The 21,280-nt window shown below is 56.0% G+C and carries 17 protein-coding genes and 2 tRNA genes; 10 read left to right on the forward strand and 9 right to left on the reverse strand.

Going from position 1 to position 21,280, the window contains the following annotated elements:
* Positions 1–39: 39 nt before the first annotated feature.
* The 10 genes from dnaA to G5S47_RS00050 all read left to right on the forward strand — a co-directional run bounded on the left by dnaA (position 40) and on the right by G5S47_RS00050 (position 10,954).
* Positions 40–1,605, forward strand: coding sequence for a chromosomal replication initiator protein DnaA (gene dnaA / locus G5S47_RS00005; RefSeq protein ID WP_424133815.1), 1,566 nt, complete (start codon positions 40–42; stop codon positions 1,603–1,605).
* 575 nt (positions 1,606–2,180) lie between these two features.
* Positions 2,181–3,317 carry a DNA polymerase III subunit beta gene (gene dnaN, locus G5S47_RS00010; protein ID WP_006680595.1) on the forward strand — a complete coding sequence of 379 codons (1,137 nt, stop codon included), beginning with the start codon at positions 2,181–2,183 and terminating at the stop codon, positions 3,315–3,317.
* A 5-nt stretch (positions 3,318–3,322) separates the two neighbouring features.
* On the forward strand, positions 3,323–4,510 hold the full coding sequence (gene recF, locus G5S47_RS00015) for a DNA replication/repair protein RecF (RefSeq protein ID WP_219585565.1): 1,188 nt from the start codon (positions 3,323–3,325) through the stop codon (positions 4,508–4,510).
* A complete protein-coding gene (locus G5S47_RS00020) occupies positions 4,507–5,181 on the forward strand; it encodes a DciA family protein (RefSeq protein ID WP_006680597.1) in 675 nt (224 codons plus the stop codon). Before recF ends, G5S47_RS00020 begins: the two co-directional genes overlap by 4 nt.
* A gap of 249 nt (positions 5,182–5,430) precedes the next feature.
* Positions 5,431–7,458, forward strand: a complete 2,028-nt coding sequence (gene gyrB / locus G5S47_RS00025; protein ID WP_006680598.1) for a DNA topoisomerase (ATP-hydrolyzing) subunit B — start codon at positions 5,431–5,433, stop codon at positions 7,456–7,458.
* A 57-nt stretch (positions 7,459–7,515) separates the two neighbouring features.
* Positions 7,516–10,149 carry a DNA gyrase subunit A gene (gene gyrA, locus G5S47_RS00030; protein WP_219585566.1) on the forward strand — a complete coding sequence of 878 codons (2,634 nt, stop codon included), beginning with the start codon at positions 7,516–7,518 and terminating at the stop codon, positions 10,147–10,149.
* Positions 10,146–10,541, forward strand: a complete 396-nt coding sequence (locus G5S47_RS00035; protein ID WP_006680600.1) for a DUF3566 domain-containing protein — start codon at positions 10,146–10,148, stop codon at positions 10,539–10,541. The genes gyrA and G5S47_RS00035 overlap by 4 nt, the downstream gene beginning before the upstream one ends.
* An 89-nt stretch (positions 10,542–10,630) precedes the next feature.
* Positions 10,631–10,704: transfer RNA gene (locus G5S47_RS00040), tRNA-Ile, on the forward strand.
* A 32-nt stretch (positions 10,705–10,736) separates the two neighbouring features.
* Positions 10,737–10,874 carry a DLW-39 family protein gene (locus tag G5S47_RS00045; RefSeq protein ID WP_006680601.1) on the forward strand — a complete coding sequence of 46 codons (138 nt, stop codon included), beginning with the start codon at positions 10,737–10,739 and terminating at the stop codon, positions 10,872–10,874.
* Positions 10,875–10,881: 7 nt separating this feature from the next.
* Positions 10,882–10,954: transfer RNA gene (locus G5S47_RS00050), tRNA-Ala, on the forward strand.
* An 87-nt stretch (positions 10,955–11,041) separates the two neighbouring features.
* Here the strand turns inward: G5S47_RS00050 and G5S47_RS00055 are convergent.
* The 9 genes from G5S47_RS00055 to G5S47_RS00095 all read right to left on the reverse strand — a co-directional run bounded on the left by G5S47_RS00055 (position 11,042) and on the right by G5S47_RS00095 (position 21,125).
* Positions 11,042–11,281, reverse strand: coding sequence for a hypothetical protein (locus G5S47_RS00055; protein ID WP_006680602.1), 240 nt, complete (start codon positions 11,279–11,281; stop codon positions 11,042–11,044).
* A 55-nt stretch (positions 11,282–11,336) separates the two neighbouring features.
* Positions 11,337–12,101, reverse strand: a complete 765-nt coding sequence (locus G5S47_RS00060) for a phosphatase PAP2 family protein (RefSeq protein ID WP_219585567.1) — start codon at positions 12,099–12,101, stop codon at positions 11,337–11,339.
* On the reverse strand, positions 12,098–12,529 hold the full coding sequence (locus tag G5S47_RS00065) for a YchJ family protein (RefSeq protein ID WP_219585568.1): 432 nt from the start codon (positions 12,527–12,529) through the stop codon (positions 12,098–12,100). The genes G5S47_RS00060 and G5S47_RS00065 overlap by 4 nt, the downstream gene beginning before the upstream one ends.
* A gap of 157 nt (positions 12,530–12,686) precedes the next feature.
* Positions 12,687–13,772 carry a YeiH family protein gene (locus G5S47_RS00070; protein WP_040318349.1) on the reverse strand — a complete coding sequence of 362 codons (1,086 nt, stop codon included), beginning with the start codon at positions 13,770–13,772 and terminating at the stop codon, positions 12,687–12,689.
* A 101-nt stretch (positions 13,773–13,873) separates the two neighbouring features.
* A complete protein-coding gene (gene trxB / locus G5S47_RS00075; RefSeq protein ID WP_006680606.1) occupies positions 13,874–14,914 on the reverse strand; it encodes a thioredoxin-disulfide reductase in 1,041 nt (346 codons plus the stop codon).
* Between the two features lie 87 nt (positions 14,915–15,001).
* Positions 15,002–16,549, reverse strand: a complete 1,548-nt coding sequence (locus G5S47_RS00080) for a midas domain-containing protein (protein WP_006680607.1) — start codon at positions 16,547–16,549, stop codon at positions 15,002–15,004.
* Positions 16,550–16,578: 29 nt separating this feature from the next.
* Positions 16,579–18,333, reverse strand: coding sequence for a murein biosynthesis integral membrane protein MurJ (murJ, locus tag G5S47_RS00085; RefSeq protein WP_006680608.1), 1,755 nt, complete (start codon positions 18,331–18,333; stop codon positions 16,579–16,581).
* Entirely contained in the window at positions 18,330–20,600 is a 2,271-nt protein-coding gene (locus tag G5S47_RS00090; protein WP_006680609.1) for a DUF6049 family protein, read from the reverse strand. The genes murJ and G5S47_RS00090 overlap by 4 nt, the downstream gene beginning before the upstream one ends.
* Positions 20,601–21,125 carry an NUDIX hydrolase gene (locus G5S47_RS00095; RefSeq protein WP_006680610.1) on the reverse strand — a complete coding sequence of 175 codons (525 nt, stop codon included), beginning with the start codon at positions 21,123–21,125 and terminating at the stop codon, positions 20,601–20,603.
* Positions 21,126–21,280 lie beyond the last annotated feature (155 nt).

Here is a 21,280-nt window from a genome sequence, read left to right on the forward strand (position 1 = left end):
GTGGAAACTCCATCGTTGAATGCTGCTTGGACACAAGCATTGGAGTTACTTGCTCAGACAGGTCTTGGTCCCGCAGGCATGGGATTTCTTCAATCCACACGTCCTTTGGGCAATATCGAAGGCACAATTCTTCTGTCCGTTCCCAATGACTTCACGAAGAACTGGATTGAACGCTCATCGTCAAGCGTGACGGATGCTCTGTCCCAGACCTTTGGAAAACGCACCAGGATCGCCATCACCGTTGACCCGGACATGGAACTGCCAGAAACCGCCGACGAAAAAGAGCATCAGGCGAAGAACGTAGAGGTGGCCTCGTCAACCGAAGATAATCAACCAACTACCAATGAGGTACCCAGCGCGGGGCACCACCAGACCGGCGATACACCCACCTATGCACAGAGCTTTTCGTACCCGTCGGCAGAAGAACGACTTCGACAGCTCGACGGCGTTGAAGCCATCAATGACTTCCCAGATTCTTCGTTTGAAGAGCACGATCCCAAGCGATTCTCATACGTTGCGCCTCAATCAACCGATCGCGCACTCGATACCTCGTCAACCAGGCTGAATCCAAAACACACATTCGATACCTTCGTTATTGGTCCGTCGAACCGCTTCGCTCACGCGGCAGCTGTCGCCGTTTCGGAATCTCCGGGAACTGACTTCAACCCGCTGTTTATCTACGGCGAATCCGGACTGGGCAAAACACACCTTCTGCAAGCAATCGGCCACTACACGCTGTCGCTCTACCCAAACCAGAAGGTCCGCTACGTATCATCCGAGGAATTCACCAACGAATTCATCAATGCAATTCGTGTCAACAACCCCAATAACTCGGCCGTTGAAGAATTCCACCGTCGATACCGTGAACTCGACCTGCTATTAATCGACGACATTCAGTTCCTTTCTAAGAAGGAGCAGACGATGGAAGGTTTCTTCCATACGTTTAATGCTCTCTATCAGGCCAATAAGCAGATCGTCATTACCTCGGACGTTCAGCCCAAGCACCTCGAAGGCATTGAGGAACGTTTGAGGTCACGCTTCGGATCGGGTCTGCTGGTTGATGTTCAGCCACCAGATCTGGAAACGCGTATTGCGATCTTGCAGAAGAAGACCGCAGACGAAAATCTGGATATTGACCCTGAAATCTTCACGTATATTGCTGAACGTATTTCGTCGAATATTCGTGAGCTCGAAGGTGCCATCCTTCGCGTAGTCGCGTATGCGAACCTTTACCACGAGAAGATTGACCTGGCGTTGGCAGAGATGACCTTGAAGGACTACATCTCTGACCCCGACGACACTGAAATTACTATTCCGCTGATCATGGGTCAGTGTGCAAAGTATTTCAACGTCACTATCGACCAGCTGTGTTCAACTGATCGCAGTCGCGCGATTGTCGAGGCACGTCAGATCGCTATGTATCTCTGTCGCGAGCTCACCGAATTGTCTTTGCCAAAGATCGGTCAATCATTCGACCGTGACCATTCGACGGTCATGCATGCAAATAAGAAGATCCTGGAACAAATGAAACAGCGTCGCGAGGTCTATAACGACGTCACTGAATTGACGAACCGTATTAAGAAGGTAGCGCGAGGCGGAAACTGACGACTCGACCTATCGCGGTCACCCTATTCGAAGTCTGTATCCCTTCAAGGATGTCGAAGGGCGGAGCTATACCTGCCTGCCGTCACTGCACATCACATATCAGAGCTTTCCTCGGTGTGAATGACACAGTGGAAAACGTGTCATTTGCTGATGATGGAGTGGTCTTACGTGTGAATGACAAAAACCAGTCATTTTTCATCCACAACTGCTCCTGTGTCATTCACACGATCGTACTCAGCTCTATCCACGATCAGTGTGGCTATATTCCAACGAAAAACATAGTTCTCCACTGTGTACACAACACTGATGATGAAGGTTCCTTTTAAAAAACGCGTAGCAAAAAAATCAACCGAACAGATGTGAGCGTGCCACCTTGTGGATTCACGTTGAACGAGTCAATTGGAATCTATTGCGTTGAACGCGGTGAATTATGGGTAATCAAACAACGATAAAAGTGTCAGACGATAGTTATTCACAACAAAATATTTTCTAGGTGAATAGTTGTAGTGCATACAGGTAGAATGGCGAGGCATGTGTCGTACGTACGTTGACCGAGTTTTTAATTGGAGGCCGGCATGAAGTTCACCGTCGCAAGAGACGTTCTTTCTGAGGCAGTGTCTTGGACTGCTCGCGCCCTGCCTGTTCGCCCAGCTAGCCCCATCCTTGCCGGTGTGCGTATTCATGCAGACAATGAGGAACTGACCCTTTCATCATTCGATTACGAAGTCTCCGCTAATTCGCGTATTCCGGCCAATGTGGAAGAAAAAGGCGAAGTTCTGGTTTCAGGTCGCCTGCTGGCAGACATTTCCAAATCGTTGCCGAATAAGCCAGTCACCATTGAACTTGATGGTCAGAAGGTGAATATGCGATGTGGTTCTTCGCACTTCACGCTTGCTGTCATGCCTTTGGATGAATATCCGTTGCTTCCACTTCAGCCACCGCTTGCGGGAACCGTTGACTCCGAGGTTCTGACACAGGCTATTTCCCAGGTTTCTATTGCCGCATCGCGCGATGACACTCTGCCGATTCTGACCGGTGTTCGAATGGAAATCGACGGCGAACACATGACCTTGCTTGCCACTGATCGTTACCGTTTGGCAATGCGTGAACTTGATTGGGAGCCTGCCGATACTTCGATCGAACAGGTTGCCCTCGTGAAGGCTCGCATTCTTCAGGATGTTTCGAAGTCAATGACGTCGGGTGCCAAGGTCGAAATTGGTCTGTCTAATGAAATGGTTGCGGGCGGGGCCTCATTGATTGGCTTCGCATCGTCGAACCGTCGGACCACGTCGACCATGATGGACGGCGATTACCCGCCGGTTCGCGGCCTGTTCCCTGAATCTACGCCGATCACCGCAGTGTGCGACCGCCACGAACTGCTTGAAGCTGTGAAGCGTATGTCGCTGGTTGCAGAGCGCAAGACCTCGGTTCGCCTGTCTTTCTCGGATGGTCAGCTGGTTCTCGAAGCCGGTCAGGGAGATAACGCTCAGGCATCCGAAGCAATTGAAGCTCACCTGAATGGTGAAGATATTGCGACCGCGTTCAATCCGCAGTTCCTGCTTGATGGCCTGGGCGTTCTCGACACGGATTTTGTTCGTTTCGGTTTCACTCACCCGACCAAGCCCGCCGTGATGACCGGCCAGTCGAAGGTGGATGAAGGCGAAGTGACGCAGTTCCGCTACCTGTTGATGCCGATTCGCTTCGGTGCCTGATCTTCATGCGCGTCTCGCACGTCGCGCTTGATGATTTTCGATCATGGTGCCACGTCGTCATTGAATTACCGGCTGGTCCCACGGTCTTTCTTGGCGCCAACGGTCAGGGGAAAACAAACCTCATTGAGGCTATCGCTTACCTGTCGACATTTTCTTCGCACAGGGTGTCTGCGGAGTCCTCGCTGGTTCGTATTCCGTTAGATGTCGAGGAGCGCCCGCCGGCTGGAGCGTTTGTCCGCGTGAAGACAGCCTTGGAAGACGATCGCTCCCAGGTTCTTGAGCTTGAGATCGTGCGTGGCAAGGCAAATCGGGCGCGAATTAATCGCACGAACGTGAAGCCGAAAGACATTCTGGGTCTCGTTCGTACGGTTGTCTTTGCACCCGAGGACTTGCAGATTGTTCGTGGAGATCCCAGCGTACGCAGGGCATTTCTTGATGATATTGCGGTTCAGATTCACCCCCTGTATTCGCAGACGAAGTCTGATTTTGACAGAGTGGCGCGCCAGCGGGCTGCGTTGATGAAGCAGGCGCAGGTGGCATTGCGACGGGGTCGCATCCCAGATATTTCAACGCTGTCTGTGTGGGATGAGCGGTTCGCTGAATTGTCCAGCCAGGTCACGGCAATGCGAGCATCTCTTGTTCGTCGATTGTCTGATCCCGTGGCAACGGCATATGACGATGTTGCCGATTCTCCTCGCCACTTGGTTTTGGCGATGGATGCGTCAATCGACCGAAAAATCGGGACGAATCCGGACGATCCGACAAGCGCCGACTTGGAGAATGTTGAGGCGCAGACTCAGCGTCTGTTGGCCGCCTTAGAACGTCTTCAGGATCAAGAGATGGAGCGGGGAGTGAACCTTGTGGGTGCTCACCGTGATGATCTGTCATTGTGTCTTGGACATATGCCTGTGAAGGGCTTTGCGTCCCACGGCGAATCCTGGTCGGTGGGGTTGGCTCTGCGTCTTGGAGCTTTTGATCTTCTGGCTGATGACGGTGAAACCCCGATTCTGATCCTCGACGATGTGTTCGCCGAACTTGATACGAAACGGCGAGCTGGACTCACCACGCGTATGGATAAAGCGGATCAGGTGCTAATCACCGCTGCTGTTGAGGGCGATATTCCTCCCGAATTGGATGCACACGTTGTGAAAGTGGCGTGGTCGGTCGACAACGGCTCGGAAGTCCAAGAATGAACGAGCCCGAAGAAGACTTCCTGGCAGCGGCCTTGGCGCGTGCTCAGATGGATGCGCGCGCACGAGGTTTCACACGTTCACCCGTGCCCACGTTCGTCATGCAAGGAGTGAAAGGTCCGACTCCGGGGGCACTTGTTGGCGCGAATGAAGATTGCGCGGTGGATATGTCTCGTGGTCAGGCAGATCTATCAGCCGAATCTGATTTCAGCGACAAGATGGCTGAAGCCGGCGACTTGAGTGGCATTGTTCAGGCTCAGCGCCATCGCCCAGAGGTGTGGGTAAAGACACCGGGCATGGCGGCCATGCATCGCTCGTATCATCGGTCTGGGCGTATTGATTCGATCCTGAGTTCGTTTGTGAAGGATAACAGCTGGTCGAATCAGATCCAGATTGCGTCGGTGTCGAATCGCTGGCCCGAGATTGTTGGTCCGAATATTGCCGAGCACACGCACATTGAAAGCTTCGAAGGCAAGAAGATTGTTGTGCGCTGTACGTCAACGGCGTGGGCGAAACAGCTGCAGTTATTGCTCCCCAGAATTCTGCGTCGCATCAGCGAGGTTGTCGGTAGTGGCGTGGTGGAACAGGTTGTGGTTTTGGGGCCGGTGGCGCCTTCGTGGAAGAAAGGTCCGCTGTCGGTACGAGGCCGGGGTCCGCGCGATACATACGGCTGATTGGGGCCGGATCAGGTGACGATGATGCGACCGGAAAATACACGTGTTTTTTATGGTGTGCGCGTCGATGGTTGTCTGTTTCTTATCACGGTGAGGGTGTGACTGGTCACATACCTATATTCGCAGGTCAGAAGATATTTCATTGCCTTTGTCACGGCGTGAGTTTCCCCGGTTTTATGGTCATTTTTGGTAGAATTAATGCGTTAAATCGTTGGGTTTTTCAGGCCCAGCTTGTATGAGGGGAGCCGCGTGGCTGACAACGAAAAGACGACAGGCGGGGCTGAAGGCTACGGTGCTTCAGACATCACCGTTCTGGAGGGGCTTGAGGCGGTTCGTAAGCGTCCAGGTATGTATATCGGTTCAACCGGTGAGCGCGGTCTGCACCACCTGGTCTACGAGGTCGTCGATAATTCTGTTGACGAAGCTCTAGCTGGATATGCGGATCACATCGAAGTAACAATTCTTGCCGATGGTGGTCTTCGCGTCGAAGATAACGGTCGAGGTATTCCCGTTGATATTCACCCGACCGAAGGTAAGCCCACGGTTGAGGTTGTCATGACCATCCTGCACGCCGGTGGCAAATTCGGCGGTGGCGGATACGCGGTGTCCGGTGGTCTTCACGGCGTCGGTATTTCGGTTGTGAACGCGCTGTCGACCCGCGTCGACACGATTGTCCGTCGTCAGGGGTATGCATGGCGGATGTCCTTTGCCAACGGCGGTACGCCGATCACGAAGCTTGAACGTGGCGAAGAAACCACCGAGACGGGCACAACACAGACGTTCTACCCGGATCCAAATATCTTTGAAACCACCGAGTTCTCCTTCGAGACCCTGCGTCAGCGCTTCCAGCAGATGGCCTTCTTGAACAAGGGTCTGCGTATTTCGCTGACCGATGAGCGCCCCACCGCTGTTGATGAGGGCGACGAGATCACCGGCGATGAAATGGGTCCCGCAGACGATCCGGTTCCCGGTCACCGTCAGGTCACCTACATGTACGAACACGGTCTACGTGACTACGTCGAATACCTGGATTCGGCGAAGAAGATCGAAACGATCAACAATGACATCATCGACTTCGAATCGGAAAACGATGAAGGCACGATGAGTGTCGAGATCGCGATGCAGTGGACCACAGCCTACTCGTCCAGCGTCCACACTTTCGCGAATACGATTAACACGACCGAAGGCGGTATGCACGAAGAAGGCTTCCGCACGGCGCTGACGACCATTGTGAACCGCTACGGTCGCGATAAGGGAATCATCAAAGAGAAGGATGACAATCTGACCGGCGATGACGTCCGCGAAGGATTGACAGCCGTCATTTCGATCAAGCTGACCGAACCGCAGTTCGAAGGTCAGACGAAGACGAAGCTCGGCAACACCGAGGCACGTACCTTCGTTCAGCAGCAGGTATATTCCCAGCTCACCGACTGGTTCGATGCTCACCCCGCAGACGCGAAGGCGATCATTAACAAGGGTCAGCAGGCGCAGCAGGCACGCGTCGCAGCCCGCAAGGCTCGCGAAGCCACCCGCCGTAAGGGTGTCCTTGAATCAGCGTCCATGCCGGGCAAGCTTCGTGACTGCTCCTCGCGCAAGGCTGAAGAATGCGAAATCTTCATCGTCGAGGGCGACTCCGCAGGTGGTTCCGCCGTTGGTGGTCGCGACCCCGAACACCAGGCGATCCTGCCGATCCGAGGCAAGATCTTGAACGTTGAAAAGGCTCGCCTTGATCGCGCGCTGTCCTCTGACACGATCCGCTCACTCATCACAGCGTTCGGTACCGGTATCGGTGAAGACTTTGATCTTGAAAAGCTCCGCTACGGCAAGATCGTTATCATGGCCGACGCCGACGTCGACGGTCAGCACATCGCAACCCTGCTTCTCACTCTGCTGTTCCGCTACATGCGACCGCTGATCGAACAGGGCCACACCTATATCGCAATGCCTCCGCTCTACCGCATCAAGTGGACGAACGCCGAGCACGAATTCGCTTACTCAGATAAGGAACGTGACAAGCTTCTCGCAGCGGGTCAGGCAGCTAATCACCGCCTGCCCAAGGAAGGTGGCATCCAGCGTTACAAGGGTCTGGGCGAAATGAACGACCACGAGCTTTGGGAAACCACCATGGACCCGGCTCACCGTATCCTCAAGAAGGTCACCCTCGATGAGGCCGCCGACGCCGATGAGATCTTCACGATCCTCATGGGCGACGACGTCGATCTTCGTCGTTCCTTCATCCAGCGCAACGCCTCTGACGTGCGCTTCCTCGATATCTGATCTAACAGTCACGCACCGGCCGCAGGCCGGCCTCGTCAATAAAACTTAAGGAAAAACGTGAGCGACGAGCTAAACAACACAACCGACGCGGCTGTCGACTACGACCGTGTCCTGCCGGTTGACCTGCAGGTAGAAATGCAGCGCTCCTACCTCGACTATGCGATGAGCGTCATCGTCGGTCGAGCCCTCCCCGACGTGCGTGACGGCCTCAAGCCTGTTCACCGTCGCGTGCTCTACGCGATGTACGACGGCGGATACCGACCCACTTCCTCCTTCTCCAAGTCGTCCCGCGTCGTCGGCGACGTCATGGGTAACTACCACCCGCACGGCGATGCCGCGATCTACGATGCGCTGGCACGTCTGGTGCAGTGGTGGTCGTTGCGCTATCCGCTGGTTGCCGGTCAGGGTAACTTCGGTACGCCGGGTAACCTTGGCCCCGCAGCACCCCGTTACACCGAATGTAAAATGGCGCCTTTGGCGATGGAAATGGTCTGCGATATCGATGAAGAATCCGTCGATTTTCAGGACAACTACGATGGCAAGAACCAAGAGCCGACCATTCTGCCGTCCCGCTTCCCGAATTTGTTGGTCAACGGCTCCGAAGGTATCGCGGTCGGTATGGCGACCCGCATCCCGCCGCACAACCTGCGAGAAGTTGCCGACGGTATCCAGTGGGCGCTTGAGAACACCGAAGCATCCCGCGAGGAACTGCTTGAGGCTCTGATTCAGCGCATCCCCGGCCCGGACTTCCCGACCGGCGCCACGATCCTCGGACGCAAGGGCATCGAAGACGCTTACCGAACTGGTCGCGGTTCCATCACCCAGCGTGCAGTCGTCAACGTTGAGGAAATTCAGGGACGCCAGTGCCTGGTTGTCACCGAGCTTCCCTACCAGGTGAACCCCGACAATCTTGCCGACAAGATCGCTCAGCTGGTTCGTGACGGCCAGATCCAGGGTATTGCGGATATCCGTGACGAAACCTCGGGTCGTACCGGCCAGCGCCTCGTCATCGTCTTGAAGCGTGACGCGGTCGCCAAGGTCGTTCTCAACAACCTGTACAAGCGCACTCCGTTGCAGGAAAACTTCAGCGCCAACATGCTGGCGATCGTCGACGGTGTTCCGCGTACGCTCAGCTTGGACGGCTTCGTTCGTCACTGGATCACGCACCAGATTTCCGTCATCGTGCGTCGCACCCAGTTCCGTCTGCGCAAGGCTCAGGAACGCCTCCATATCTTGGAGGGCTACCTCAAGGCACTCGACGCTCTCGACGAGGTCATCGCGCTCATCCGTCGTTCGCCGACTGTCGACGAAGCACGTAAGGGCCTCATGGACTTGCTCGGTGTGGACGAGGTTCAGGCAGACGCGATCCTCGCCCTGCAGCTGCGTCGTCTAGCTGCTCTGGAACGCCAGAAGATTATGGACGAGCATGCCGAACTGACCGCGCGAGTCACCGATCTGCAGGACATCCTCGATACGCCGGCGCGTCAGCGTTCCATCATCTCGAGTGAACTGCAGAAAATTGTCGACAAGTACGGCGATGACCGTCGCACGCGCATCGTCGCCTTCGACGGAGAAATGTCGATGGAAGACCTCATTCCCGAAGAAGACGTGGTCGTCACCATCACCCGCGAAGGTTTTGCGAAGCGTACGCGCACCGACAACTACCGTTCGCAAAAGCGCGGTGGCAAGGGTGTTCGTGGCACGCAATTGCGCGGAGATGATGTTGTTGAGCACTTCTTCGTCACGACCACGCACCACTGGCTGCTGTTCTTCACGAACCTCGGCCGCGTGTACCGTGCGAAGGCATACGAGATCCCCGAAGGCGGTCGCGATGCCAAGGGCCAGCACGTTGCAAACCTGCTGGCATTCCAGCCGGAAGAACACATCGCGCAGGTCCTCGCCATCCGCGACTACGAGGTCGCCGACTACCTTGTCTTGGCAACCAAGTCCGGTCTGGTGAAGAAGACTCCGCTGAAGCTCTACGAGTCCTCACGTACCGGTGGCATCATCGGCATCAACTTGCGTGAAGATGAGGCCGGTAACCCGGATGAGCTCGTGTCCGCACAGGTCATTAACGCTGATCAGGACCTGATCCTGGTCTCGCGTGAGGGCCAGGCAGTCCGCTTCGTCGCCACCGACGAGCAGCTCCGCCCGATGGGTCGCTCCACGGCAGGCGTTCGTGGCATGAGATTCCGCGGTGACGACGAACTGCTGTCCATGGAGGTTCCGCGCGAGGGCGCTGATCTGCTGATCGTCACTGACTCCGGTTATGCGAAGCGCACTCCGGTTGAGGAATACCCAACGAAGTCCCGTGGCACGTTGGGTGTCCGCGTTGGCAAGCTCGTTGATGAACGCGGTGGCCTTGTTGGCGCACTTGTGGTCAATCCGGATGAAGACGTCATGGTCATCACCGAATCCGGCAAGCTGGTCCAAGTGAACGCCTCGGACGTTCGCCCAACGGCACGCAACACGATGGGCGTCATTTTCGCTCGCCCGGACGAGGACGACCGTATCATCGCGATCACTCCGAACCCGGAGCGCGATATTGATGATGAAGATGGCGAATCTGAATCTCAGGACTCCGATAGCTTGGGTGATGAAACGCCGACAAACTCTTCGAATGCTGACGAAAGCGCTGATAACACTGTAGCGTCAGAGCAAGAGTCCACCCAGGAAGGTAATGACGAATGAGCGACGCGCACGGCATGTATTCCATCAATGACACGCCTCGTCGAGTTGATATCGCTATCGCGCGAGTCGATGCGTGGACGGTAATGAAGGTGAGCTTCCTTCTTTCCGTCGCATTCGGCATTGCCATGGTGATTGCAACCGCTGTCTTGTGGTTCATGGTTGACGGTATGCATGTCTTTTCCACCATCGAAGACTTCATGAAGACCATCGGTGGTGAAAAGTTCATCCCGTTCCTTGACTATCTGCGTCTTCCCAAGGTTCTGTCCTACGCCACCATTGCCGGTGTCGCGAATGTTGTTCTGTTGACCGCCATCTCGACCCTTGGCGCCATGCTGTACAACCTCATCGCGTCCCTGGTGGGTGGCGTGAAGATCTCCTTGATGGACGAATAATCGTGTGGTGCGCTACATCACGCCATTCAATTTGAAGTTAGACGGTGGGTGTGCGTAACATAATCGAGTGCTCTTCGGGGTACAAGGTTGGGCCTATAGCTCAGTAGGTTAGAGCGCAGTCCTGATAAGACTGAGGTCGATGGTTCGAGCCCATCTAGGCCCACGTTCCGCAATCGCAAGAAAGGCGGAGATCCAATGAAGAAATGGATCACAGCACTCAGTGCGGTGGCTACGGCTGTTGCAGCGGGTATTGTTGTGCGACAGATTCTCGAAGATCTCTCCGATAATGTAGAGTTGTGGAAATCCGTGACGGACAATCCTTTCCAGGATTGATGTCATTGGGGCTATGGCGCAATTGGTAGCGCACCTGCTTTGCAAGCAGGGGGTTACGGGTTCGAGTCCCGTTAGCTCCACACATACCCCGGTACATTTCGGTGCCGGGGTTTTTCGTTTGTTGCCGCTGGTTTGGGCGCGCACTGGCGTGGCACATACATGTTTGACTAAGCGGACTGGTCAGAGTTTCCGCGCAGTTCAATGGTCGTACTTGTGGCCGACAGAGCCTGAATCAGCAGGTAAAGGAACACTGCGACAGCAAGAAAGAACGCACCGATAATGACATAGCCATGAGCGCAGATACGGTAGGTGTCAGCTGCGGCGACCTCGGTTGAAAATGTTGTTGCAATCAGGATGACGACCCAGCCTGAGAAGAACGCGACAAGCCACCGTAACACCAGAGACATCGGTGTCTCCTTTCATCCGGGATAGTCCCAGTATGGCCGTGACATGGTTCACTGTCTAGCGTGTGTGGACGCTGTGGCGGCTCAATAAAAGACCTCCCAAGATTAGCGCGGTACCTGATCCCATCAGTGCTCCACCAATGATGTCTGTTGTCCAGTGCGCGGCCAGGTAAATGCGTGTTGTGGCCACAAGCGCCACTAATGAGATCGCGAGCGCCCAGATCAGGCAGGCGCGGCCTCGTCGATTCCATGAAAGGCGGGAGTCTGCGATACCGACATTGATCAGGGATAGTCCCCATGCATGTAACGAAAGCAGAGCAGCACTGATAGCGAGGGCGGAGGCAGCGGTGGTGTGACCGGATGGGAAAGAATGGGAAAGTTCGACGACGAGGCGCTCTGGGATCGGTGGGCGGACTCGTTCGATACCGAGCTTGACCAGCGACGTTGCAACCGCTGACACCGCCATCACTAGAGGAATAAACAGCCCGAAGCGCCACGACTTTGAGACTGCCCAGATCAATAGTCCGATGACGAGCGCTTCGATCACGGAAACGGTCGGGGAGAAAAGGTGGGTCACCGCTTTCATGAACGCGGTCAACGCATCGATGCGGATCGTGAGCACACAGTTCAGAACCGCCTGATCAAAGTTCGCAACAGATTTCAGGTGAATGAACAGGCCCAGGATGATTGCACTGAGAATCGCCCAGTTGCCGACAATAATCCGCGTCCAGCCGATCAAGCTAACTGAGTGGACAAGGTCGCGGAGCTCGGGGTGAATGTAGTCGGTGTCGATATGGTCGGTGTGGGTGTGGTGAGAATTCACATCATCGTCCCGTCGACATAGACCCACCGGCCACCGCGCTTGGTGAAGGTGGAGCGTTCGTGCAGGCGGTTGTGGCCTCGTGCGTGGGTGAAGTCGGCGATGAACTCGACGATGCCGTCCTGGTCGTTTTCGGTTCCCGTGACGGTGTCGACGATGGTGAGCCCGTTCCATGTTATTTGCGGGTCAATGTATGGGGGAGTGGGGCGTGTGCGCGGATGCCACGAGCGGAAAAGATGGTTTTCGTTGCCCAGCACGAAGGCGGAGTAGCGCGAACGCATGAGCGCTTCGGCGGTGGGTGCCGGCTCGCCGTCAAGGATCGGGGAGCAACACGCGCGAAATGCGATGGAAGAACCGCAGGTGCACGGGTCAGTGGGTGCGAGGCCCTGCGCGGATGCTACGCCTTTACGTGGCACGTCAGAAAACGTCATACGAATCAGCCTACCCGGGCAGATTTTACGAGGAGCGAACAGGACAGGGGTGTGCCCGTCGCTGTTTTCACCACTATACGAGGGCGACCACACTGGTCTCACCCCACGCCAGCAAGAGGGCGGTAGCGGAGGCCCTCTGTTGACGGTAAGCGAAGAATCAGTGCGCCAGCATCACGCCGATGAAGCCAGTCAGAGCAACAATGACAGTCGTCGAGGTAGCAAGAATGAACGGCTTCGGGCCAACGGACGCAAAATCACGCAGCTTCACGGACGTGCCCAGTGCGAACATCGCCGAGGCGAGTAGCGCCGTCTGAATAATCTTCAGAACCGCAAGCCACGACGCGGGCACAATCCCGGTCCACCGCACGAAGACCATGACGATGAATCCGAAGACAAACAGTGGCATCAGAGGCGGAAGTTTGCCACCCTCGGAACCCATACCGGGGATCTGAGCTCCCGACGCCATCTTCTGACGCCTCCAGATGCTGATCGTCGCCATAACGGGAGCGAGCATCAGCACGCGAGCAAGCTTCACAACAACCGCACCAGACAGTGCCTCGCCACCTCCCAACGCACCGCCAATCGCGACAACCTGGGCAACCTCGTGTGTGGCTGCGCCACCCCACAAGCCAGTGGTTAGCGGATCCAAACCGAACAGCGTGCCGAGAATCGGGATCAACGGAATCAGCAGCGTGCCAAAAATGACGACCTGCGCAATAGCGGTGACAACCTCTTCGCGATCCTGAGCTTCAATAACGCCATCAACCGCGGCAACAGCGGCCGCACCGCAGATCGAGAAACCGCACGCGATCAGCAGTGTCTGCGTGATCGATAGGTGCAGAGCTCGCCCCACAAGAAGCGTCGACACAATACCCAAGACGATAACCGCAACAACAACACCGATCATCCCAGCGCCCAGTGCCACGATATCGGCTACCACCAGCTGTAGGCCCAATAGCACAACGCCAGCACGCAACAGACGCTTGGAAGTGAAAACCAGACCGGGATCCAGGACCGCGGGTAGCTGTGCGATATTCCGCAGAAAAACACCCAGAATGATCGCCACCAGCATTACCGACAGCGCCGGCACAAAATGGTTGATGAGCAATGCCAGTCCGACCGCAACGAAAGACAGTGCGATGCCGGGCAACATACGCATCAACGAGGCGGACCGGCCAGACTGAGTCGCCGTGGCTGGCGCAGGGGTCGGAGCAGATGATGATGAAACTGAAGCTGGGCTCATACAGATAACTGTATGAGCCCAGCCGAGCAGATTAGGAGATGAATGCCCGTTTTTACCTTGATGTGCGCTGTTGCACGCGCTCACACATCACGGATAGATGATCAGTCGCTCTTCGATGCCAACCAACGCTCGGCATCAAGGGCCGCGCGGCAACCGGAACCGGCAGCCGTAATCGCCTGACGGTAGGTGTGATCGACGGCGTCGCCACAGGCGAAGACACCTGTTGCAGAGGTGCGCGTTGATGGTTCGTCGACCACGATGTAGCCGGCGTCGTCCAGTGCGACGTCCGTAGCGAGGAACGACGTGCGTGGCAGGTGACCAATCGCCACGAACACACCATTGACATCAAGGTCGGACAGCGTGCCATCAACGGTGCTCTTCAAACGCAGGCCCGTGACCTCGTCGGTACCCAGGACCTCGTCGACGGTCGAATTCCACACGAACTCAATCTTCGGGTTTGACTTCGCACGGTCAGCCATCGCCTTCGAAGCGCGAAGCTCATCGCGACGGTGCACGACGTACACCTTGGAGGCGAAGTTCGTCAGGAACGTTGCTTCTTCCATTGCCGAGTCGCCACCGCCGATAACGGCCAGCACACGATCCTTGAAGAAGAAGCCGTCGCAGGTTGCGCAGTAGGAAACACCGCGACCCGACAGCGAATCCTCGCCCGGAACATTCATGTGACGGTACTCAGAACCGGTCGCCAGAATAACAGCCTTCGCGTACAGTAATTCGTCGTCGACGGCCACAACCTTCACATCACCCGACAGGTTCACCGCGGTGACATCCTCGTAGCGAACGTCCGCGCCGAACTTTTCTGCTTGCTCACGCATGTTATCCATGAGCTCGGGCCCCTGAATACCTTCGGGGAAACCGGGGAAGTTCTCAACCTCAGTCGTCGTCATCAGAGCGCCACCGGCAGCGAGAGCTCCAGCGATCACGATTGGCTTCAGGCCGGCGCGAGCCGTGTAAATCGCAGCCGTGTAACCGGCAGGACCAGAACCAACGACGATGACATCGTGAATGGTCGCATCTGCGGGAACCTCACCAGACGGGCGGGTTGACGGTGTGGTCGAAACGGTCTCGACCTCGGCATCAACCGTGTTCACGGCCAGCAGGTCAGACGTCACTGTAAATTCCATCATTACCTTTCGAAAAGATCGCCAAAAGTGTCAGGCTTCAGGCACCTATTGACCCTCATCAGCCAATAGTGTGCTTTGCGGAAATCGCTACTGAACGCTGAGTTCGCTCACCCATGCCCAGTTGTCACCGTCGACCGAAGTCGGCATGGTCGCGAAGGACAGAGCAATCTGCGACGTGGTGACGGGTTCAGGAAGGGTGATCTCCGTTGTAGGACTCAACGCCCCGCGAGCCAATTCTGTTCCTCTCCGAGGAGCATCGGCATCCGTGACGTTGCGCACGACCAGTTCACCACCGGACGTGGACGGATCCATGTTCAGCGTGATCTGAGAAACCGTTGCTTCTGCAGAGAGCTTGATAATGATGGTGACAGTGTTGTCGTCAGTGAAAGAATTCGTGTCGTAGTAGCGAGAGTGCCACGTGGTTGCTGGGTCGCCGTCAATCATGTTGACCGCAGTATCCGGGTGATCGCCGTCATCGTTTGACCAAGACAGAACGGATACGGAAGAAACAAGCGGAGAAGTCGTTCCCTGCATTGCCGATTGGTCGTCGGATTGGATGTGGTTTGCCGATTGTGCGTCTGCGAGCGACTGCGCCAAGTCAGGCGAGCCAACGGGTTTCAGCAGACCCACCGTGCCGAAGATCGCAGCGAGAATAGTCAAAACAGCCGCGAAAACAAGAGTCGGCTTCGTCGGATCAATCAGCCCTCGCTCACGCTGAGGCTGGTCCTCTTCACCCGCGGAGGCCACAAGAGCCAGATGGTCTGTGGGACGCTCAACAATCGGGCCGGGGAAGGAAGTCGTCACATCGGCCTCGGGTGCCAGTGGCATGTCAACGGGTGCCACCAGCGGGGGAATGCCCGTGGAGTGCTTCGATGTGACAGTCTTGTCAGCCTTTTCGGCTTCGTTGTTTTCCTCATTGACGAGGCTGCCTTCATCGTCGTTCCCCCGATCTTCTTCAGGGGCGGAAGGCATGGATGAATTATCTTCATCGGATTCGTCCTGAGCGCCTTGGTCGAGGTCGCCGTCTTCGCCAGACTCAACAACGTCATCTGTCGCTTCAGGTGTTTTCGAAGCGGACAACTTTGCTTTGATCGTGGCGATCAGGCCAGCAAAACCCGTGAGCGCCACGCCGCTTTCAGTATCAGATTCTTCATTTTCTGATTCGTCAGAACTATCGTCGCTCGACTCACGGTCTTCTACGTCAGTGTCGTCTTCAGCGTCCTTATCCTGTTCGGATTCAGCATCGTCGGCGCCATCAGAGACATCATCGATTTCTTCGACGCGCTCCTCATCCTGATCAATGCTTTCCGGTTGCTCGCCTAGGAGAGGTTCTTCAGGCTCATCGATAACGACCACATCATCAAACTCGGGTGAATCCGCATCGTCATCGTGGCTTTCATCAAGCTGGGTGTCTGAAGAGTCGACCACGGCCTCGTCCCCATCTTCCACTTCAGAATCATCAGACTCAGGGTCTGCCAGAATCTCGTCGAACGAGGGGAGAGCGGCGGCCAGCGCAATAGCAATCTCACGTTCGGCTTCGCTCAACTCAGGGTTGGGCGACGCAAGAGTGGGTGAGTTTTCAGACGACGTACCGTCCGACAATTCATCGTGATCGGGCTTGCCGTCCGTGCTCATGGGGATCCTCCGTTGAAAAAGTACGAAACTCAATCCATTATCGTTGAAGAAGTCGATTTCGGCTGTATTGGCGTGGCAAGGATGCGCCGCAAAACCAGTGGAACTCGCAACCTTTGAAGTAGCGGAGTGATTGTGCGCGCGCTTGTCGACGGCGAAATCAGCTTCAGAACAACCATGTACACAATCGACGCGACCAGTGAAACCATGATCAGCTTCAACGAAGCGCCACCAAAACGAAGCAGGGTCGATGAAGTCTGGGTCTGCGCTCCCACCAGCTTTAATGCGCCGAATGAAGACAGCGCCGCCAGCACGGCAGAAACCACAAACGCGCTGTAGGAACGCAAAAGCAAGGCACGATCCACGTAGGAATTACGACGCGACACCCACGCCACCGCAATCACGCCCTGGACAATGCGACACGACGTTTCACCAAGAGCAGCGGCAACAACCCACCACTTGGCACCCGTCATCGCATACATTCCCCACCCGACGATGACCTGAAGAATGGTCGGACCAATACCCATCAAGAACACTGGTTTAACGTCTTCATAAGCGAAGAAAACACGTTGACTCATCAAGACCATGCCCGTTGAGGCCACACCCGGCATTAAAGCAACAAGGACCCAGGCATACGCGGTGATCACTTCCTGGTTCGTCTTTGAGTACAGAACCATCTGCATCATTGGCACCGAACCAGCCATCAGGATCGCAGCCGCCAGCAGAGTCAGGGACGTAATCGTTTGGACGCCCAGGTGGTAGCTCGCTGCCACGGAACGATCATCATCATCGGCGACCGCCCGCGCCATTTGAGTGAAGATCGCTGTTGTCAGCGACACCGTGATCAGCGACTGCGGAACCATGAAAATCATGAAAGCGGTTGCGTAGGCGTTAATACCGACGAGCACACCGTCATGCGTCTTCGCGTACGCATCGGCCAAAGCGGCCAAGTTATTCGTCGACAGGACACCAATCTGGCTGACCCCCAGCGTCGCAAACGTCCATCCGGCCACCTTCGACGTGGAGCCAAATGACGTGCCTCGGAAATGGAAGTCAGGCTTGAAATGAACGCCCGATCGTTTCATCGGGATGAACAAGACAAGCGCCTGAGCAATCACGCCCAGCGTCGCCGACCCACCCAGTAGCCAGAATTGTGTCGCGGAAAGATCCTCGACATTGATGCGCCCTTCGGTGCCACCCCACAAAAAGAGGAATGCACCCAAACCGGCGATACCAACAACGTTATTCACCACCGGCGCCCACATGTAGGGGCCGAATACGCCACGCGCATTCAGTAGCTCACCCAGCAGGTTGTACAGGCCGTAGAAGAACAGCTGCGGTAAACAGAGCAAAGCGAAAAGAATCGCCAACGTGCGAGTTTGAGCATCGTAGCCGGCCGCCGTGATCACGACCAACAGCGGAGCGGCAATCATCGCCACGATCGTCACGATAAACAGAAGCGTCCCAGCAAGAGTGAGCAGACGATTCACATAGGTTTGACCATCATGCTTCCGCTTCAGTGCTCCAACGATCTGTGGAACAAGAACCGCATCAAAAACGCCGGACGCCAAAAGATTAAAGACTGTATTCGGCAAAGTATTCGCCGTTTGGAAGGCTGCAGATACGCCACCGCCGGCTGCTCCAATCGCAGCAAGAAGCATTGCCGAACGAACAAACCCAAGGATTCGCGACACCATCGTGCCCGACGCCATGATCGCGCTGGCCCTCAGGATGGATCGGCTCCGAGGCTCCTGAGGCGCTTCAACCGAAGAGTTCGACTCGGTCATTTGTTCTCCTCTTCTTCGCGCCCAGCACGGCGCTTGCGTACCGACCTGACTAGGCCGATCACAAACAGAAGACCAAAAGCAATCGCAACCGTAATAGTAAAAGCATCTTCCCAGCCGGCACGCATACGAACAAGAACATTATCCGAAATGGTAAGAAGCGTGCCGTCGGCAGTATTGATTTGGTAGGTGACTTCAATATCGCCCGAACCGATGGCATTCACGGGAACGTTGACCGCGGTGACCGTTTGCGCAGGAATGGTTGTGATCGCGGACTGGCGAACCTTCAGCCTGGGATCGGATGGGTTGATCGTGACCGTCACATTCACATCCCACGCCAAATCATTACGAACACGGATCGGAAAATCCGCGGACTTGTTAATCAGATTCACCGTGTCTGAAGGCACCAGTGACACCAGAGAGCGGAGGTGCGACACCTTCGCGCTGAACTGGGATGCGCGCGTCACCTGCTCATCGGCGCTGATCGACGCACTCACCGTCGGCAAAATATCGTCGTGGAGAGTCGCGTTGACCGCCTTCGGGTCAGACGTTGAATCCGCAAAAGACTTCAGTTGTGCCAGTGCATCGCCAAGCGTTGTTAACGCTGCGCTTGTTTCAGCCGACAGCTGACCGGGTCCAACAACGAAACGCTCAACGTCAGTCACCTGCGACGACGCGATCTGGCTAAACGACGTGGGCTCAACCCACCGCTGTTGGAGCAAAGAATTCAGACGCTGAACAAGCGAAGCAGACGGGGTCAATGTGCGCGACGCCGTCACCTCAACCGTTCGAGACACACTGGGACGCTCACGCGTAATAATCGCAGACACGCCAGCAAGTGCCTGGTCAACATCAAGAGCGTCCGAGCTGGTCGACACTTCCCAACCCAGCAGATCGTTCAACGTCTTATTCGTTGAAAGAACAGTCGCCGTCGAATCCGTCGCCCCCTGCGTGGACGTTTCACCCGTCGAATAATTCACTTCAACGGGAGCAAGGGACGTAAACGACACCTCGGGGTCCGGATCCAACGCACCGCCCGGAGCGATCGTCACCTTATCGGAAGCCAAGGCCAGCCCGGTCGTACTGAACGTTTCAGCTTTCGGCCACTCCACATTCTTCACAATCGTTGCATTCGCGTGGGTTTTTGACGCCTTCTGCGCAGCACTTTCGTTCGAGGACTGAGAATGTGAACCGTTTGGCTTACTGTGCGACGCCAAATCATCCCGGGTTTGGGTAGCCCCCGACTGGTCAGAGCTCTGCGATGTCGCGCTCTGCGGGTTGGATTCGGCTAAGTCGGTAGACGCGGCCTCGTACCCCTTAATCGCGACGCCGGTTGCGCTCCACCCAGCTGCTTCCACCGACGTCGGGAAGGATTTGATCGACGCGGACATCAGCGCAGACAGCTGATCGTTTGCCGCCAACGCAACCACGCCGGGATCGGCATCCCCCGTGGGAAGCGCGATGATTTCACGTTCAGCCACCAATAGCTTCGATGCGAACAATCCGTCAGCATCCGCCTTCGAAGTCGACGTGTCACGAGTTGGACGAGGAATCACCGTCGAATCAAGAGCCAGCGTCGTACCCGGGATCTGAGCAATCTCAGTTATCGCCGAACGCTCTTTCACGGTATTGCTTGAATTCGACGCGGTCCACGGAACAACAGCGTTCACCCGTGTGGGCTGGACTTCCTGGCCGGAATCCCAAATAAAAATCGTACGATCCGCGCCACTGCGATCCCCCGACAGCACGTCGACGCCGAGGGCTCGCGGACCCCACTCATAGGACGAATACAGGTCGAGGCGATCAACTGGAATATGAACCTCGAAGGGGATGGTCTGCCCGCCGGGAATGTCCGTGCTGGTTTCTTCGTAGCTGATCAGACGCCCAGGACGCGTCGACGCATCCAAAGAATCAGCGAGTTCACGAATACTATCGGCCGGATCAAAGGCCATCGAGACCATCAGCAAAGGGGCGGAAAGCGCTTCATCACCGGTGTTCGTGATTGTGCCCGAAACAACCAGCTCGCTTTCGTTCGTCAGAATCTTCGGGCTGAGCTGGTCGATCGACACGGTCAAGCCGTTCGATGATTGCGATTTGGCAAACAGGTCCGGGACAGTTGCCTGCGTTCCACCTGCCGTTTCATCACCGAACGAGGCCGGTGCGACCACACTGCTTTCAACCATGGCAAGGCCGGCAAGGGTGGCGGTTGCTAGGGCGACGCTTCGGATACTCGTGGCGAAGAGCCGACGGGCGAAAAGTCCGTGCCTCATCTATTGCCCCTGATAGAGAAGATCAAGGGCCAGAGAAACGATGCGACGCTCATTCGGGTAAGCGAGCTGGTGAGGAAGATCTTTCAAACGAACCCATGCGGCAGCTTCCGCTTCATGATCAGGGTCATTTTCAACCGTGATTTCGCCCGAAACGTACTGCATCAGGTAGTGGTGAACGACCTTATGAACCCGGCGTTCATTGCCTGAGAACCAGTAGTCGATGCTGGTCAGGTGAGTCAGAATCTGGCCGTGGATACCGGTCTCTTCCGCTACTTCACGAAGAGCTGCCTGCTCGGCCGTTTCCCCGGGTTCAATGTGCCCCTTCGGAAGACACCATTCGATGCGACCCGAACGATTCCTTCTGGCAATCAACGCGGCGTAGGGAATTCCATCCACAACGTCAATGACGATGCCACCGGCCGACGTTTCGGATGAAACGGGAAGATGCGATGTTGACGAATGAAGCTGGCGCGTATGACGAATCGGGGGTCGTGGGACCCCCTGTCTGTGATTCGTCGGACGCATAGGCATACGTCCACTTTAGTTGTCCGATGGCAACGTTTTGTGACAGACCGCCCTTGTGTGCAGACTCGTCACCAGATTCACGCGCTTCTTAATGGCAGTTTCCCGCCAAAACGTGGCACGCTTAGGGGTGATGAGTGAAAAGACGACACTTTCGA

This window comes from Schaalia turicensis, assembly GCF_019380255.1.
GTDB classification, from domain to species: Bacteria; Actinomycetota; Actinomycetes; order Actinomycetales; family Actinomycetaceae; genus Pauljensenia; species Pauljensenia turicensis_A.

Coding starts and splice junctions, on each gene's coding strand:
- G5S47_RS00095 (WP_006680610.1), bottom strand. CDS start 21,125: ATGCGTCCGACGAATCACAGACAGGGGGTCCCACGACCCCCGATTCGT.
- G5S47_RS00090 (WP_006680609.1), bottom strand. CDS start 20,600: ATGAGGCACGGACTTTTCGCCCGTCGGCTCTTCGCCACGAGTATCCGA.
- G5S47_RS00035 (WP_006680600.1), top strand. CDS start 10,146: ATGAGCGACGCGCACGGCATGTATTCCATCAATGACACGCCTCGTCGA.
- G5S47_RS00055 (WP_006680602.1), bottom strand. CDS start 11,281: ATGTCTCTGGTGTTACGGTGGCTTGTCGCGTTCTTCTCAGGCTGGGTC.
- dnaN (WP_006680595.1), top strand. CDS start 2,181: ATGAAGTTCACCGTCGCAAGAGACGTTCTTTCTGAGGCAGTGTCTTGG.
- trxB (WP_006680606.1), bottom strand. CDS start 14,914: ATGGAATTTACAGTGACGTCTGACCTGCTGGCCGTGAACACGGTTGAT.
- G5S47_RS00080 (WP_006680607.1), bottom strand. CDS start 16,549: ATGAGCACGGACGGCAAGCCCGATCACGATGAATTGTCGGACGGTACG.
- G5S47_RS00065 (WP_219585568.1), bottom strand. CDS start 12,529: ATGACGTTTTCTGACGTGCCACGTAAAGGCGTAGCATCCGCGCAGGGC.
- G5S47_RS00020 (WP_006680597.1), top strand. CDS start 4,507: ATGAACGAGCCCGAAGAAGACTTCCTGGCAGCGGCCTTGGCGCGTGCT.
- G5S47_RS00070 (WP_040318349.1), bottom strand. CDS start 13,772: ATGAGCCCAGCTTCAGTTTCATCATCATCTGCTCCGACCCCTGCGCCA.
- G5S47_RS00045 (WP_006680601.1), top strand. CDS start 10,737: ATGAAGAAATGGATCACAGCACTCAGTGCGGTGGCTACGGCTGTTGCA.
- murJ (WP_006680608.1), bottom strand. CDS start 18,333: ATGACCGAGTCGAACTCTTCGGTTGAAGCGCCTCAGGAGCCTCGGAGC.
- recF (WP_219585565.1), top strand. CDS start 3,323: ATGCGCGTCTCGCACGTCGCGCTTGATGATTTTCGATCATGGTGCCAC.